Below are 14,673 nucleotides of genomic sequence, written 5' to 3'. Positions count from 1 at the left end.
GCATGAGCGACGACCACGTCTACATGACCCTCGCCGAGGGACACGAGGACGACACCCGGTGGGCCTACGGCACCGGCTTCGAGGACCCGCTGCACGGCGTGGACACCACCGTGCCCGAGGGCGTCGACGCCGGTGAACTGGCCGCCCTGTGCGTGGCGCTCGCCGACGACGCCCTGGTCTCGGCCCAGCGGCTGGCCGAGTGGGTCACCCGGGCCCCCGAGCTGGAGGAGGAGGTCGCGCTGGCCAACATCGGCCTCGACCTCCTCGGCCAGGCACGCCTGCTGTACGCGCGCGCCGGGCAGACCGACGGCACCGGCCGCGACGAGGACGCCTACGCCTACTTCCGCGACGCCGCCGACTTCCGCAACGTACGCCTTGCCGAACTCCCGCGCGGCGACTTCGCGTTCGCCGTGGTGCGGCTGCTCGTCCTCTCGAGCTGGCGCCTCGCGCAGTTCGAGCGTCTCGCGTCGCACCCCGACCCGGTCCTCGCGGCCGTCGCGGCCAAGGGTGTCAAGGAACTGACGTACCACCGGCAGTACGCCGCCGAATGGGCGGTGCGCCTCGGGGACGGCACCGACGAGTCGCACCGCAGGATGCGCGTGGCCCTGGAACAGGTCGCCCCCTACGTCGGCGAGCTGCACACCGCCCACGACGCGCGCGACGAGGTCACCGACGTCCTGCGGCAGGTCACCGAGGCCGCCGGACTGCCGATGCCCGTGTACCGTCCGCTGCCCGGCTCCGGCCGGGACGGAGAGCACACCGAGCACCTCGCGCCGCTCCTCGCCGAACTCCAGAGCGTGGCCCGGGCCCACCCGGAGGCGACATGGTGACCACCACGCCGGCCGCGCTGCACGCCCGGCGCATCGCCGAGCAGGTGCCGGACCCCGAGCTGCCGATGCTGACCCTCGCCGACCTCGGGGTGCTGCGCGACGTGGTCACGACCGAGGACGGCACCGTCGTCGCCAGTCTGACCCCCACCTACTCGGGATGCCCGGCCATGGCGGAGATGCGGGCCGACGTCGCCGCGCGCCTGCGCCGGGCGGGGTACGACCGGGTCGAGATCCGCACCGTCCTCGACCCGCCGTGGACCAGCGACTGGATCACGGACGCCGGCCGCCGCAAGCTAACCGAGCACGGCATCGCCCCGCCCGGCGCCGCCCCCCGCGGCCCGGTGCCCCTCGTGCTGTCGCCCACCCGGCGCACGGTGCCGTGCCCCCGGTGCGGCTCGGCGGACACCGAGGAGACCTCCCGTTTCGCCGCCACGTCCTGCAAGGCGCTGTGGCGCTGCCGGGCCTGCCGCGAACCGTTCGAGTACGTCAAGGAGATCTGATGGCCCCGACCGCCCCCGCCTCGGCCGTCCCGGCACGCGTCCGCCGCCGTCCGGCCTTCCACCGTCTGCGCGTCGCCGCCGTCCAGCGGCTGTGCGCGGACGCGGTCGCCGTCGCCTTCGACGTCCCGGACGAGCTGGCCGAGGAGTTCGCCTTCGCGCCGGGGCAGTCGCTCACGCTGCGGCGCGAGATCGAGGGCCGCGACGAGCGCCGCTCCTACTCGATCTGCTCGCCGGCCGGCTCGCGGCCGCGCATCGGGGTCCGCGTGGTGCCGGGCGGTCTGTTCTCGTCCTGGCTCGTCAACGACGTACGGCCGGGCGACACGGTCGAGGTGATGGCCCCGGCCGGCCTGTTCACCCCCGACCTCACGGCTCCCGGCCACCACGTCCTGATCGCGGCGGGCTCGGGCATCACGCCGATGCTGTCCATCGCCGAGTCGGTGCTGGCCGCCGACGACCGCTCCACGGTCACCCTCTTCTACGGCAACCGCCGCACGGACACGGTGATGTTCGCCGACGAACTGGCCGACCTGAAGGACCTGCACCCCGCCCGCTTCCAGCTCGCCCACGTCCTCTCCCGCGAGCCCCGTGAGGCCGAGGTGCTGACGGGCCGCCTGGACGCGGAACGGCTGGCCGTGCTCGTCGACGCGCTGGTGGACGTGGAGGCCGCGGACCACTGGTGGCTGTGCGGCCCGCACGGCATGGTCGTCGACGCCCAGGGGGTCCTGAGCGGCCTCGGCGTGCCCGCGGACCGGGTCCACCGGGAGCTGTTCTTCGCCGACGACGAGCCCGTGCGCGAGGTCCACCACGAGGAGGCAGGCCCCGACGGCCCGGTCAGCGAGGTCACGCTCACCCTGGACGGCCGCTCCACGACCGCCTCCCTCTCCCGGCGGCGCACCATCCTCGACGGCGCCCAGCAGACCCGGCCGGACCTGCCGTTCGCCTGCAAGGGCGGCGTCTGCGGCACCTGCCGCGCCCGCGTCGTGGAGGGCACGGCGGACATGCGGCGCAACTACGCCCTCGAACCGGCCGAGGTCGACGCCGGTTACGTGCTGACCTGCCAGTCGTACCCCGTCTCCGAGAAGCTGACGGTCGACTACGACGGCTGACCGGGCGTCAGGGGCGTGCCCCGCCCCTCACTCCCCGGCCGCCGACGGATGCCGCAGGCCCCCGTCGGCGGTCCGGACGACCGGGCTCAGACCCCGAACTCGGCGGGGGACAGGCCCAGCGCGGTGCACGCCTCGCGCACCGCGTACTGCTCGGAGGGCTCGAAGACGCCGTCCGCACCGGCGACGACCATGCCGGTCTGGACGACCGCGCGGGCCTCGGCGGGCTTCTTGGCGGCCTTGGCGATCACCTGCAGCGCCTCGGCCCTGCCCTGCTCGAAATCGCCGAGGAGCCGGTCCACGTGCTGGTTGAACCGCTGACGGAGCTGGTCCGCCGGGAAGTTCTGCAGGACCTCGTTGGAGACGATGAGTTCCTCCACGCGCTGCCGCTCCGCCGGCTCCACGTGTCCGTCGGCCGCCGCGACCAGGGCGCACATGGCCATCGTCGCGTCCCGGTAGGCACCGCTCTTGAGCTCGGTCTTGACCGACGCGAGCTGCGACTTGAACAGTCCGATCAACTGGGCCTTGGAGCCGCCGGACGACGAGCCCGGCCGTCCGGGCGCCTGCCGGACGCCCTGCCCGTGCCCGGTCGCTCCCCGCGTGCCCTGGGGCTGCTGGAGCGTCCTGGCCTGGTCCTTGATCCGGTCCCACATCGCCACTCGTGCCACCTCGGCTTCTGGTGCTGCGTATCCGTCTTGGTCTTCGGTCGGTCCGGCCGCACCGTGTCCCGGTCCATCAGGGACAACGGTCCCCGGCCGGCAGGGGTTCCCCGATCGTAAAGGAAAAGCAAAGTGGCTTGTGGGAGGGTGGCCGGTCGCCGGGCGGGTCCCGCGGGCGGCCGTAGTAGGCTCCGCAACCACGGGTGCCGGAAGGGGAGAACCGGCACGACACCTACGGTGACGTGGCGGCACCACGGCCGGTGATCTGCGGGGGAGTGTGACGCGTGGCTCGGCCGAGGTCGCCCGGCAGGGCGGGCACCCGCGGGGGCCGCCGCCCCGTGCGCGTCCCCGAGTCCGGTGAAGCGGCGGCCGGCGCCGCCCCCGAGCGCGGTGTGCTGTCGCGGGAGGTCGTCTCCTTCGCCGCCGTCGGCGTCCTGTCGACCGCGGGCCAGGCGCTGCTCTACTGGCTGTTGCGCACCTGGTGGCCGCCGGCCGCGGCCAACCTCGTCTCCCTCCTCGTGCTGACGGTGCTCAACACCGAGGCCAACCGGCGCCTGACCTTCCGGCACGCCCCCGTGCGCGCCGCGCGCGCCCACCTCGGGGCCGGCGGTCTCTTCCTGCTCGGTTACCTGGCCACGTCCGGTGCGGTGCTGTGGTTCCGGCACGCGGACCCCGGCGCCTCGCCGGCCGCCGAGACCGTCGTCCTGACGGTCACCTCGGTCGTCGTCACCGTCGTGCGCTTCGCCGTGCTGAGGCTGGCCGTCTTCCGTGCTCCGGCCCGGCGCGGGGGATGAGGCTCCGACGTGCGCCCGCAGGGCGGCTGCGCTAGAGTCATGCCAGGTCGCTCCGCCAGATCCCGGTGGACGCCCACGCGTTGGTCGTCTAAGGAAAGACGCCCCGCTTCCTGCGGGGAAATGCAGGTGCAAGGCCTGCCCGGCGCTCCGGTGGAAACCCCCGTCCCCGCATCGAGGGGGCGGGGGTTTCCGTATGCCGCCTCGGAGCGGTCAGGGCTCGTCGGCGAGCCCGCCGTGCTCGCCGATGGCCTCCGGCGCGGGGGAGAGGGTGTCCGGACGCCACAGGGGCACCGGCGCGAATCCCGGGTCCACTCGAAGAACGACGCGATCTCGTCCACGGTGCGCAGCACGTAGGGAGCGGCCCCGCTCTCGGTGCAGGCGTCACCGGCCCGCCCGTCGACGGGGTGGTTGTCCTTGCCGCCGAGCCAGTAGTTCCAGATGCGGGCCGAGTGCGGCACCGAGGTGCCGATCTGCTGGTGCCCGGGTCCGGGCGTCGTCGCGAAGTCACTCATGGAGGGTCCGTCTCTCGGCCGAGGCAGCGGATGGCGCGTCCCAACCCATGTCTCGAAGTCCGCCTTCTGGGCGGGGGTTCGCGCATCGGGCGCGGTGGAGGCGGCTTACCGGCGCGGCCGGTCCGGTCACCGGGCGGGCCGGTTGCGACACGCCGACGCGGCGTCAGGCGCCCGGACGCCGCACGGCCTGCCGATTGTCCCCACTTATGGTGTTTTGATGCGAACTGTTCCCAGGTGGGTTCTGGTCACGTCGGGGTCCGCGCCCGTCCTGCTGACCGGCGGATGGGCGATCTCGGCGGTGCTGACGGGACCCGCCTACGATCCGTCCACCCAGACCATCAGCGTCCTGGGAGCGTACGGAGCCTCGGGATTCTGGGTGATGAACGGGGCGTTCCTCGCACTGGGGCTGTGCCATCTGCTGACCGCGTGGGGACTGCGGGCGGCAGCGGTCGCCGGACGGGTCGCGCTGGGCGGGGGAGGACTCGCGGCGTTCGCGGTGGTGCTGCTCCCGGCGCCGACCAGCGGGGGTTCGCTGCACCACGGGGCGGTGGCCGTGATCGGGTTCACGCTGCTGGCGGTGTGGCCGGTCCTGGCCATCGACGGCGACGGGTCCGCCCCGTGGGCACTGCGGCCCGCGCCGTGCGTCGGGGCGACCGTCGTGATGGCCCTCGGCGGTGCCTGGTTCCTGTACGAGATGACCCGGCACGGCGCCGCCGGTGTCGCGGAACGGGTGGTGACCTTCTTCCAGTCCCTGTGGCCCTTCGTGGTGGTCACGTCCTGCGTGCCGCGCTCCGGACGCGGAGACGAAGGGCCCGGGGAACGCCCGTAGGGCCGGCGGCCCGCCCGGCCGCTCAGCGGTCCGAGGGCGCCGGTCCCTCCCCGTCGTGCTCTCCCGTCCGGCGGAACTCCACGGCGACGACCCCGTCGACGCGTCCGCACAGCTCCTCCAGCACCGAGACGGAGACGTGCTCGGGGAGCCGGCCGCTGAGGACCACGTGCCCGTGCGTCACGTCCACCTGCACGGACGAGGGCGCCAGACCGAGCGTCCGGACCAGGGCCTCCTCGATGATCTCGGTGCGGATCGCCCGGTCCTTGCGCAGGAAGACCCGCAGCAGATCACTTCTGCTGACCACCCCGATCAGCCGGCCGTCCCCGTCCACCACCAGGAGCCGCTTGATGCCGTGCCGGGCCATCACCCGGGCGGCCTCCACGACGCTCCAGTCCTCGCGGGCGCAGACGGCGGGCGACGTCATCAGCCCCGCCGCGTCGGTGGCGCCGGCCTTGGCCCCGGCGGACGCGGCCGGCGCAGTCCGCCCCGGGGGCACCTCCGGCTCCGCCCCGTCCCCGGCGGGCCCCTGCGGCTCCCCGCCCCACATCTTCTGCAGGAGATCCGCCTCCGACACCACCCCCACGGGTCGGTCCGCCGCGTCCACGACGGGCACCGCGGTGATGTCGTAGTCCTGCAGCAGGTGGGCGATCTCCTTGAACGGCGTGCCCCGCTGTACACGGACCACGGCGTCGCTCATCACATCGCCCACCTTCTGGTGCTTCATTCCGGGTGTCCTCTCCGCTGCCCGCCCGCCCGCGCGGGCCGGCATCCGTCGCTCTCACCATGGGAAACGTCCCGTGAGCCGCGAGGGTGCCCCTGTCCGCCGACAGCGCACACGGACCGGTCAGTTTTCGAGAAGCGCCGTCGACCCCGCCGCCCCTACCGTCGAGGACATGAACTCCATCGACTCCGTCATCCTCGAGGTGGCCGACCCGGCCGCCGCCGCCCGCTTCTACGAGGCCGCCTTCGGACTGGACCCGTCACAGGTGCGGCTGCGCGGCTGCGAGGCCGTCTCGACGGGCTTCCGCGGCTTCACCCTGTCCCTCGTGGTGTCCCAGCCCGGCAACGTCGACGCGCTCTTCGAAGCCGCCCGCGCCGCGGGTGCCACCGTCCTCAAGCCCGCCGCGAAGTCGCTGTGGGGCTACGGCGGAGTCGTGCAGGCACCGGACGGCACCGTCTGGCAGATCGCCACATCGGCGCGCAAGGACACGGGGCCCGCCACCCGCGACGTCGACGAGCTGGTGCTGCTGCTCGGGGTCGAGGACGTCAAGGCCACCAAGCAGTTCTACGTGGAGCGGGGCCTGTCCGTCGGCAAGAGCTTCGGCGGCAAGTACGTCGAGTTCGCCACCGGGACGGGCACCGTCAAGCTCTCCCTCTACAAGCGGCGCGCCCTGGCCAAGGTCGCGGGCGTCCCCGCCGACGGCACCGGCTCGCACCGGCTCGTGCTGTGCGGCGCCACGGCTCCGTTCAGCGACCCGGACGGCTTCGCGTGGGAGACCGCCGCCCCGCTCACCGCCGCCGGCTCGGACGCGCCGGGGGCGGACACGCTCAGGTGACCGGAGGCCGCCGGCGGCGGGCGCGACCCGCCTCCCCGTGCCCGGCGTCCTCCGGTCGGCGCCGCTCAGCAGCCTCCGCAGTTGTAGTAGAGGACGTCCCAGTGGTTGCCCTCGTCGGCGTAGATGTTGCCGGAGGCGGACCGCCACTGCGGGGCGCCGTCGCCGCGGACGCCGATGTAGGTGAAGGTGTTCTTGATGTAGTTCCCCACGCACGTGTACTTGCTGAAGTCGAGCTTGTAGCCGTTCCAGTGCGAGTACGTCCCCGAGGCGTGGCCGGTCTCCGTGCCGCCGGTGATGTTCAGCGCGCAGCCGCTGGCCCGCTTGAGGGTCTGCGCGCCCTGTGCGGTGGCGAGGTTGAGGTCGGTGAAGGACGTGCACGTCGGATTGTTGCGGTCGGAGCAGTTGCCGGAGGACGACCAGGTGATGCCCACCTCGCGGAACATCGACGTGGCGGTCGCGTGGCTGATCTTCGTCACGGCGAACGCGTCCCCGGCACCGCCGACGACGACGGCGCCGGGGACGGCGACCAGTATGAGAGCGGTCAGAAGGGACCGGATCCTCGCGCGTCTGGGACGCCCGGTCCGGGTCGGGGTGCCGTGGGGGGCCGACGGTGATGTCATCGGGGAACCTCCATGTGTCGCGTCATGCTGCCGGTGGGGTGGTCGAGCATGCGGTGCGACGACGATGGTGCCCGAGATCTACGCGTGTCCGCCAGAGTGCGTCGGCAGGCCCGGCCGACCGCCCGGACGCCCGCGCCCACGGCCCGCCGGGCGCCGCCCCCCCCGGACCCGTTCGTCAGGGCGGGGGCTGGGTCACCTCGCACCAGACCGTTTTGCCGTTGCCCCGAGACTCGACACCCCAGGAGGCGGCCAGCTCCTCGATCAGCATCAGGCCGCGTCCGGACGTCGAGCGTTCCGTGGCGGCCCGGCGCCGCGGGGAGACCGGGGAGGTGTCGGTGACGGCCAGCCGTACGGCCGGGCCCCGGTCGGGGACGTGGGAGACCGTCAGGGTGGCGTCGCCTCGGGCGTGCAGCAGGGCGTTGGTGGCCAGTTCGCAGGCGAGCAGTTCCGCCGTCTCGGACAGCGGGCCCAGCGACCAGTCGGCGAGCGCCGACCGCAGCGCCCGCCGCGCGGCGTGAAGGGAGTCGGGATCGACGGACCGGATCGGGACCTCCAGCCGCCGGCTGCCCTCCCCGCTGTGCCGGCCGCGCCGCATGACCAGCACCGCCACGTCGTCCTCCTCGCCGGTGTAGGCGCTCATGGACGACAGCACGTGGTCCGCGAGGGCGTCCGGCTCCGCCGGTCCCCCGGCGACCGATCCGAGCAGCCTCTCGCAGCCCTGCCCGATGTCGGCGGCCCGCGCCTCGACCAGTCCGTCCGTGCACAGCAGCAGCGCGGCACCGGCGCCCAGCACCGTCTCCGAGGCGGGATAGCCGGGCTGCGAACCCGGTGACGACAGACCGAGCGGAAGCCCGCCGGGGACGTCCAGCCAGGTACAGGTGCCGTCGGCGCGGCGCAGCACCGGGCCCAGATGACCGGCGCGCACGATCACCGTGTGCCCGGTCCGCGGGTCGATCTGCACGAGGAGGCAGGTGGCGAAGCGGTCGGTGTCCAGCTCCGTGAGGAAGGCGGACGCCCGCGCGACGACCGTGGCCGCGGGGTGCCCCTCGGCCGCGTAGGCGCGCAGGGCGATGCGCAGTTGGCCCATCACGGCCGCCGCCGTCACGTCGTGTCCCTGCACGTCCCCGACGACGGCGACGACCCGGCCGTCCGGCAGCGTGAGCATGTCGTACCAGTCGCCGCCGATCCCGCCGCGGGCGCTCGCCGGGCGGTAACGGGTCGCCGAGGCCAGCCCCGGGGTGCGCGGTGTGTGACCGGGGAGCATCGCGTTCTGCAGCCCGGCCGCCAGCTCGTGCTCCCTGTCGTACAGCAGGGCCCGCTGCAACGACTGGGCGACGACCTTGCCCAGGGCGTTGAGCACCGTCCGCTCGTCGTGCGTGAACGACGCCTTGCCGTCGTAGGTGAGGCCGAGGGCGCCGATGGGGGTGTCGTGGGCGATCAGCGGCTGGAACACGGCGGCCCCCGCCCGGGAGAACGCCGGAAGGTACGGCGCCAGCGACGGATAGCGCTCGGCCATCTCCTCGCGGTCGGTGATGAACACCGGCTCCCGGGTCCGTACCGCCTCGGCGAGCGGCAGCGCCCGGTCCAGCGACGACAGGTGGAAGTCCCGTACGAGCGCGCGGCTCAGGCCGTTCGAGCCGATCAGCTGGATCCGGCCGTTGTCGACGAGCCCCAGCACGACGCTCGACGCGTCCAGCCGCTCCAGCAGCCGGCCCGAGGTCAGCGCCTCCGCGACGTCGTCCACCGTGACCGTGGGCACGAGCGCGTCGCTGATGTACCCGACGATGTCGGCCTGCCGGCGCCGGTCCCGCCGCGCCTGCCGGAGCTGCTCGGTCTGGTCGATGGCCCGCAGTTCCTGGCTGGCGTCCCGCACGATGCCGATGACCTGGAGCGGACGCCGATGCGCGTCGCACACGACGTGTCCCTGCGTGTGCGTCCAGCGCAGCCGGCCACTGGGGTGGCGGATACGGAAGTACAGGCTGAACCCGGACTTCGTCTCCAGCGCCCGGTCCACCTGCGCCTCTACAGCGGGCAGCTCCACCGGCAGCATGCGCTCACCGATCGTGCTCAGACGGCCGTCGAACTCGCCCGGCCCGAAGCCCATGACGGACAGGGCGGCGTCGTCGTAGTGCATCACCCCGCTGGGCAGGTCCCAGGTGAAGCTGCCCATGCCGTTGACGGCGAGAGCCACATGGGCGGCGGCCCTTCGGTCGCCTCGCGCGGCGGGACCACCGCGCCGGGCCCCGGAGTGCTCCATCGCTGCCTCCCGGCAGGTCGCGCGCCTCGGTGCGCCCCCTTGCCGGGACGGCCGGACGTCACCGAACCGGCATGTCCTCCTCCCATTCTGCGCGCCCGCCGCCGCGTGCGCGCGTCGCCCGGACGCCCGGGGCGGCCCGGCCGGACGTGGCGCTCACAGCACTGCGATGCCCAGCGGCCGGTCACCTGCCGCGAGACGCCGGGTGGTCCCGGAGTCCAGGTCCACGACCGTGATGCCGTTCCAGTAGCCGTCGCGGGTGAAGCCGCCGGTGACGTAGGCGGTACGGCCGTCGCGCGACGCGGTGACGTCCTCGTGCGGTCCGTCCAGGGGGATGACCTTCTCCCGGCCCCCGGGGCTGCGCACGGTCAGCGAGGGCCCCTCGTCCCGCGAGGGGTCGATCGGCCCGGTGCCGACGACGAGCAGCGTGCCGTCGTCCGTGAGCGTCGCACCGTGCTGGTGGGTGTCGGCGGTCATCCGCTCGACGCGCGACGTGCCCGTGCGCGGGTCGAGGACGACCAGCCGCTCGCCCTCGAACGGAAACAGCAGCTTCCCGTCCGAGTCGCGTACGACCGCGTAGTGCGGCTTGAGCCACGAGCCCAGTCCGCCCTCGGTGCCGTAGGGAGCCACCTCGATGCCGCGGGTGCGCAGGGAGCCGGCCGCGACGACGGTGACGTCGAAGGAGTCGTGGTTCGTCGCGTACACCTCGCGCCCGTCGCGCGAGACGTCCACGTCGAAGGGACGGCGGCCCACCTCGGCGGTCCCCGTCACCTTCAGCGTGCGGGTGTCGACGACCTCCAGGGCGCCGTTGCCGCCGGGCCGGTTGACACCGACGTACACCCGGCGGCCGTCGGGGGACAGGGCGATGCCCATGCCGCCGCCGCGGTACTCGCCGTGCTCCGGCTTCCCGATGCCCTGCGACGCGTACGGGACGCGGGCGAGCCGCTCGCGCGTGCCGGTGTCGACGACGGCGACGCCCTCGGCGGTGGCGACCCAGGCCCGGCCGTCGCGGCCGACGACGAGCCCGTACGGCGCCGTGCCGACCTCCACGGAGTCGAACGCGCCCCGTTCCGGGTCGACGAAGGTGACGGTGTCGGAGCCGAAGTCGGCGACCAGCAGGGAACCGGCCGGGGTTCGTGCCGCTGCCGTGGTCCCGTTGGCCCCGGGGGCCGTCGACGGCGGACGGGATGGCGGGGCCGGCGCCGTGGTCCCCGGGGCGTCGGGCCGGGGAGCCGCGCACCCGCTGCCGAAGGCGACGGCCGCGGCGAGCGCGGTCAGCACGGCGGCCCGCCTCACCGGACCGCCCTCAGCAGCGCGGCGATCTCGGTGAAGCCCCGGCGCTCGGCGTGTTCCAGGGCGGTCGTCCCGTCGCCGTCCGGCAGACCGGGATCGGCACCGGCGGTGATCAGCAGTTCCACGATCTCCTGGTGCGCGAGCGCGCCGTCGCCGAGGATCACCGCCTCCAGCAGGGCGGTCCAGCCGAGCCTGTTGACGTGGTTCACGTCGATGTCCGTCTCGCGCAGCACGGCCCGGACGTAGTCCACGTGGCCCCGCTCGCTCGCCGGGATCAGGCAGACGCCGCCGAAGCGGTTGACCACGGTCAGGTCGGGGCCGGCCGGCAGCAGGGCCCGCATCATGGCGACGCTGCCGGTGACGCCGGTGACCAGCCAGGGGCTGTCGAGCCGGTCGTCCTGCGCGTTCGCGTCGGCGCCGGCGGCGACCAGCACCTCGGCGGCCGCCACGTGGTCACCGAGCGCGGCCAGCAGCAGCGCGGTACGGCGGTGCCCGTCCCGGGCCTCCACCGCCGCGCCCGCGTCGAGGGCGGCCCGCACGGCGCCCGCGTCACCGCGCTCGGCGGCGTGCAGGAGGGCGCGGTCGGGTTCGTTCATCGTGACACTCCTCGGAGCCTCCATGGGAGGCGGATCGGGGCGGGCCCGGACACATGCCGGGGGCGGGCGGTCCGCCGCCTCGCCCGGCTCCCATCCTCACCCGCCTCCCCGACGGCGGGCGTCGTCGCTCCGGCTGGATGCGGTGACCGGGGCGGAGGACCCGGGCATCGTCCGATCGGACGATGTGCACCACGGCTCGCGGGGCCTTGGACAGCACCGGGCGGCGTGCTCCGCGCCGTGGACCGGCGGCCGGGCGGCGTGCCCCGCGCTCCGTGAGGGGCGACCGCCGGTCGCCATCCGCAGGACAGCCGGCCGTGGGACGACCTGCGCCGCACCCGCCGGACAGCCGGCCGTGGGACGACCCGCGCCGCACCCGCCGGGACGGCCGACCGCATCGTGAGACCGGGGGGCGGGCGGGAATGACGGGAAGCGATCTCCGGTTGGCACCTGTCATGCCCGCTTCTTCCACACGGCCCGGGGCCGCGCCCCGTATGCCACTCGCCGTATACATCCTCGGCCTGTCCGTGTTCGCCCTCGGCACCAGTGAGTTCATGCTCTCCGGACTGCTGCCGCCCATCGCCGACGACATGGACGTGTCCATCCCCCAGGCCGGGCTGCTCATATCGGCGTTCGCCATCGGCATGGTGATCGGAGCGCCCCTGCTCGCCGTCGCCACGCTGCGGCTGCCGCGGAAGACCACCCTCGTCTCCCTGATCTCCCTCTTCGGCCTCGGCCAGATCGCCGGCGCGCTGGCGCCGACGTACGAGATCCTCTTCGTCTCACGCGTCGTCAGCGCCCTGGCGTGCGCGGGATTCTGGGCGGTGGGCGCGGCCGTCGCCATCGCCATGGTGCCGGCCACGGCACGCGCCCGCGCGATGGCCGTGATGATCGGCGGTCTCTCCATCGCCAACGTCCTCGGTGTCCCGGCCGGCGCCTTCCTCGGAGAACACCTCGGATGGCGGTCCGCGTTCTGGGCCGTGGGCGCGGCGTCGGCGATCGCGCTCGTCGGCGTCGTGACGAAGATCCCCCGCATCCCGCTGCCCGAGCGGCGTCCCCGGCTCAAGGGCGAACTGGCCATCTACCGCGACCGCCAGGTCTGGCTCTCCATCGTGGTGACCGCGCTCGCCGCGGGCGGCGTCTTCTGCGCCTTCTCGTACCTCGCGCCGCTGCTGACCGACGTGGCCGGCCTGGCGGACGGCTGGGTGCCCACTGTGCTGGCCCTGTTCGGGATCGGCGCGCTGGTCGGCACGACGATCGGCGGCCGGGTCGCCGACGCGCACCTGTTCGGCGTGCTGCTCTCCGGCATCACCGCCTCGACCGTCCTGCTGGCCGCCCTGGCCCTGTTCGCCTCCACCCCCGCCGTGGCCGTCACCCTGTCCTTCCTGCTCGGCGTCTCCGCCTTCTACACGGCTCCGGCGCTCAACGCCCGCATGTTCAACGTGGCGGGCGCCGCGCCGACCCTCGCGGGCGCGACGACGACCGCCGCCTTCAACCTCGGCAACACCGGCGGCCCCTGGCTCGGCGGCACGGTGATCGACGCGGGCCTCGGCTTCACCTCCACCGCATGGGCGGGCGCGGCGATGACCCTCGTCGCCATCGCCCTGGTCGCCGTCTCGCTGCGCCTGCACAGCCGTTCCCGCGTCGTGACCGGAAGCCTCGCCGCGCAGCCCTCGGGCGCGGAGCCCGCCCAGCGGGTGTGACGCCCGGCCACCGGGGCGGGCAGGGCGTCCGCCGCCCGACGTAGAGTGCGGGCGCGCCGCGCGGACGGTCCGCGCGGGCGGGCGAAGGGCGGGCGGATGGCCGACCACGGGCGGGGACGGGCGACGCGGCTGCGGGAGACCGGGCGGACGGTGGGCCGTATGGCACCGGGGCCGCTCAACGCGATCACCGACGTGCCGGGGCTGCGCGTGGGGCAGACCACGCTGGACGACGCCGAACGCGGGGTCCACTCGGGCGTGACCGCGCTGGTCCCGGCGGCCCTCGACGAGGCCGCCGCCGTCCCGGCCGGCTTCCACGTGGCCAACGGCTACGGGAAGTTCGTCGGCGCCACCCAGTTGATGGAGCTGACGGAGCTGGAGACGCCGGTGCTGCTGACCTCCACTCTGTCGGCGTTCCGCGCGGCCGACGCGCTGGTCGGCTGGGTCCTGGACCGGGCCACCACGCCGGTGACCTCGCTGAATCCGGTGGTGGGCGAGATCAACGACTCCTGGCTGTCGGCACAGCCGCGGCCGGTGACCGAGGCGCACGTGCGCGCCGCCCTGGACAGCGCCGATGCCGGGCCGGTGGCCATGGGCAACGTCGGCGGGGGCACCGGAGCGTGCGCGCTGGGGTTCAAGGCGGGCATCGGCTCCGCGTCCCGGGTGGTGCCGCTGGACGGCGGCCCGGTGACCGTGGGCGTGCTCGTGCAGGCCAACATGGACGGGGACCTGCGGGTGGCGGGCCGCACGGTGCTGCCCGAGGACCTGGGGCTGGAGCGGGCCGGGCACACCTCGCCGCGCGGATCCTGCGTGGTCGTCGTGGCGCTCGACATCCCGTGCACGGGGCGGCAGTTGGAGCGGATCGCGGCGCGCGGAACGCTGGCGCTGGGCAGGGTCGGCGCCGCCTTCAGCCACGGCAGCGGCGACTACGGGCTGGCGCTGTCCACGCGCGTCGCCGAGGCGCCGAGGGTGCTCGCGCCAGCCGACCTCAACCTGGTGTTCACGGCGGTGCTGGACGGCGTGGAGGAGGCGGTGATCGACGCGCTGCTGGCCGCACGCACGGTACGCACGCCCGGCGGACGCACCGCCCACGCCCTGCCGCACTCCGTCCTCCTGGACTGACCGGGGGCGGGGCCCGTACTCCGGACCGCCCTGGTGACGGACGGGGACCCAGGAGCGCCGCCGGCTCTTGACGGTGGGTCGGAAGGCTCCGCATACTGACGGCCAAATCGATTTGGCCAAATCGATTTGGCTCTCCGTCCAGGGCCGGATCGCGGCTGAGAATCCGAGCGTGCCCGTATGCCCGAACGGAGCCCGAAACGTGTCCAGTCCCCGTCAGAACCGTCCCCCCGCCGGTCCCGTACCGGCCCCCGACCTTCCCCTGGAGAGTGCCGACCCCCACGCCACGCGGACCGTTCCCCCGGACGCAC

Annotated in this window: 14 protein-coding genes and 1 pseudogene; 8 read left to right on the top strand and 7 right to left on the bottom strand. The window is 74.1% G+C overall.

Annotation, left to right across the window (positions count from 1 at the left end; all coding sequences use genetic code 11):
* The first annotated feature begins 2 nt into the window (after positions 1-2).
* Genes paaC through paaE form a run of 3 tightly spaced genes read left to right on the top strand, consistent with a single transcriptional unit; the run spans position 3 to position 2,436 of the window.
* Positions 3-830 (top strand): 1,2-phenylacetyl-CoA epoxidase subunit PaaC, encoded by an 828-nt coding sequence (gene paaC, locus ACH499_RS23100; protein WP_356200445.1) that lies wholly within the window; start codon positions 3-5, stop codon positions 828-830.
* Positions 824-1,330, top strand: coding sequence for a 1,2-phenylacetyl-CoA epoxidase subunit PaaD (paaD, locus tag ACH499_RS23095; RefSeq protein WP_356200447.1), 507 nt, complete (start codon positions 824-826; stop codon positions 1,328-1,330). The genes paaC and paaD overlap by 7 nt, the downstream gene beginning before the upstream one ends.
* Positions 1,330-2,436 (top strand): 1,2-phenylacetyl-CoA epoxidase subunit PaaE, encoded by a 1,107-nt coding sequence (gene paaE / locus ACH499_RS23090; RefSeq protein WP_356200449.1) that lies wholly within the window; start codon positions 1,330-1,332, stop codon positions 2,434-2,436. The genes paaD and paaE overlap by 1 nt, the downstream gene beginning before the upstream one ends.
* 86 nt (positions 2,437-2,522) lie before the next feature.
* Here paaE and ACH499_RS23085 read toward each other — a convergent pair whose 3' ends face one another.
* Positions 2,523-3,092, bottom strand: a complete 570-nt coding sequence (locus tag ACH499_RS23085; protein ID WP_399018158.1) for a tellurite resistance TerB family protein — start codon at positions 3,090-3,092, stop codon at positions 2,523-2,525.
* Positions 3,093-3,376: 284 nt separating this feature from the next.
* On the opposite strand from ACH499_RS23085, the gene ACH499_RS23080 reads away from it, so the two are divergent.
* Positions 3,377-3,886, top strand: coding sequence for a GtrA family protein (locus ACH499_RS23080; RefSeq protein WP_399018003.1), 510 nt, complete (start codon positions 3,377-3,379; stop codon positions 3,884-3,886).
* 371 nt (positions 3,887-4,257) lie between these two features.
* Here the strand turns inward: ACH499_RS23080 and ACH499_RS23075 are convergent.
* Positions 4,258-4,398: pseudogene (locus tag ACH499_RS23075) on the bottom strand (SAM-dependent methyltransferase); the annotation flags it as partial.
* Between the two features lie 217 nt (positions 4,399-4,615).
* Between ACH499_RS23075 and ACH499_RS23070 the strand changes: the two are divergent.
* Entirely contained in the window at positions 4,616-5,227 is a 612-nt protein-coding gene (locus ACH499_RS23070) for a DUF998 domain-containing protein (RefSeq protein WP_399018001.1), read from the top strand.
* Between the two features lie 22 nt (positions 5,228-5,249).
* Here ACH499_RS23070 and ACH499_RS23065 read toward each other — a convergent pair whose 3' ends face one another.
* A complete protein-coding gene (locus ACH499_RS23065) occupies positions 5,250-5,951 on the bottom strand; it encodes a CBS domain-containing protein (RefSeq protein WP_356200456.1) in 702 nt (233 codons plus the stop codon).
* A gap of 169 nt (positions 5,952-6,120) precedes the next feature.
* Here ACH499_RS23065 and ACH499_RS23060 point away from each other — a divergent pair, with 169 nt between their 5' ends.
* Positions 6,121-6,783 (top strand): glyoxalase, encoded by a 663-nt coding sequence (locus ACH499_RS23060; protein WP_399017999.1) that lies wholly within the window; start codon positions 6,121-6,123, stop codon positions 6,781-6,783.
* Positions 6,784-6,848: 65 nt separating this feature from the next.
* Here the strand turns inward: ACH499_RS23060 and ACH499_RS23055 are convergent, their stop codons facing one another.
* The 4 genes from ACH499_RS23055 to ACH499_RS23040 form a co-directional block, all read right to left on the bottom strand.
* Positions 6,849-7,403 (bottom strand): hypothetical protein, encoded by a 555-nt coding sequence (locus ACH499_RS23055; protein WP_356200460.1) that lies wholly within the window; start codon positions 7,401-7,403, stop codon positions 6,849-6,851.
* 175 nt (positions 7,404-7,578) lie between these two features.
* On the bottom strand, positions 7,579-9,660 hold the full coding sequence (locus ACH499_RS23050; RefSeq protein WP_399017996.1) for a SpoIIE family protein phosphatase: 2,082 nt from the start codon (positions 9,658-9,660) through the stop codon (positions 7,579-7,581).
* 153 nt (positions 9,661-9,813) lie between these two features.
* Positions 9,814-10,953 carry a YncE family protein gene (locus ACH499_RS23045; RefSeq protein ID WP_399017994.1) on the bottom strand — a complete coding sequence of 380 codons (1,140 nt, stop codon included), beginning with the start codon at positions 10,951-10,953 and terminating at the stop codon, positions 9,814-9,816.
* Positions 10,950-11,546, bottom strand: a complete 597-nt coding sequence (locus tag ACH499_RS23040; protein ID WP_356200465.1) for an ankyrin repeat domain-containing protein — start codon at positions 11,544-11,546, stop codon at positions 10,950-10,952. Before ACH499_RS23040 ends, ACH499_RS23045 begins: the two co-directional genes overlap by 4 nt.
* A gap of 491 nt (positions 11,547-12,037) precedes the next feature.
* Here ACH499_RS23040 and ACH499_RS23035 point away from each other — a divergent pair, with 491 nt between their 5' ends.
* Positions 12,038-13,246 (top strand): Cmx/CmrA family chloramphenicol efflux MFS transporter, encoded by a 1,209-nt coding sequence (locus ACH499_RS23035; protein WP_356200467.1) that lies wholly within the window; start codon positions 12,038-12,040, stop codon positions 13,244-13,246.
* A 96-nt stretch (positions 13,247-13,342) separates the two neighbouring features.
* The gene (locus ACH499_RS23030; protein WP_399017992.1) at positions 13,343-14,365 is read left to right on the top strand and encodes a P1 family peptidase; all 1,023 of its coding nucleotides are present in this window, start codon (positions 13,343-13,345) and stop codon (positions 14,363-14,365) included.
* Positions 14,366-14,673: the final 308 nt, after the last annotated feature.

The sequence above is a fragment of the Streptomyces sp. NPDC018947 genome (assembly GCF_044390505.1).
Lineage (GTDB): Bacteria > Actinomycetota > Actinomycetes > Streptomycetales > Streptomycetaceae > Streptomyces.
The sequence above is the reverse complement of the archived record's forward strand: the minus strand, read 5'-3'. Positions and strand labels throughout refer to the sequence as shown.

Bases quoted from the DNA above. Each gene is read 5' to 3' on its own strand.
- ACH499_RS23065 (WP_356200456.1), bottom strand. From the start codon at position 5,951: ATGAAGCACCAGAAGGTGGGCGATGTGATGAGCGACGCCGTGGTCCGT.
- paaD (WP_356200447.1), top strand. From the start codon at position 824: ATGGTGACCACCACGCCGGCCGCGCTGCACGCCCGGCGCATCGCCGAG.
- ACH499_RS23050 (WP_399017996.1), bottom strand. From the start codon at position 9,660: ATGGAGCACTCCGGGGCCCGGCGCGGTGGTCCCGCCGCGCGAGGCGAC.
- ACH499_RS23035 (WP_356200467.1), top strand. From the start codon at position 12,038: ATGCCACTCGCCGTATACATCCTCGGCCTGTCCGTGTTCGCCCTCGGC.
- paaE (WP_356200449.1), top strand. From the start codon at position 1,330: ATGGCCCCGACCGCCCCCGCCTCGGCCGTCCCGGCACGCGTCCGCCGC.
- ACH499_RS23060 (WP_399017999.1), top strand. From the start codon at position 6,121: ATGAACTCCATCGACTCCGTCATCCTCGAGGTGGCCGACCCGGCCGCC.
- ACH499_RS23030 (WP_399017992.1), top strand. From the start codon at position 13,343: ATGGCCGACCACGGGCGGGGACGGGCGACGCGGCTGCGGGAGACCGGG.
- ACH499_RS23055 (WP_356200460.1), bottom strand. From the start codon at position 7,403: ATGACATCACCGTCGGCCCCCCACGGCACCCCGACCCGGACCGGGCGT.
- ACH499_RS23070 (WP_399018001.1), top strand. From the start codon at position 4,616: ATGCGAACTGTTCCCAGGTGGGTTCTGGTCACGTCGGGGTCCGCGCCC.
- paaC (WP_356200445.1), top strand. From the start codon at position 3: ATGAGCGACGACCACGTCTACATGACCCTCGCCGAGGGACACGAGGAC.
- ACH499_RS23040 (WP_356200465.1), bottom strand. From the start codon at position 11,546: ATGAACGAACCCGACCGCGCCCTCCTGCACGCCGCCGAGCGCGGTGAC.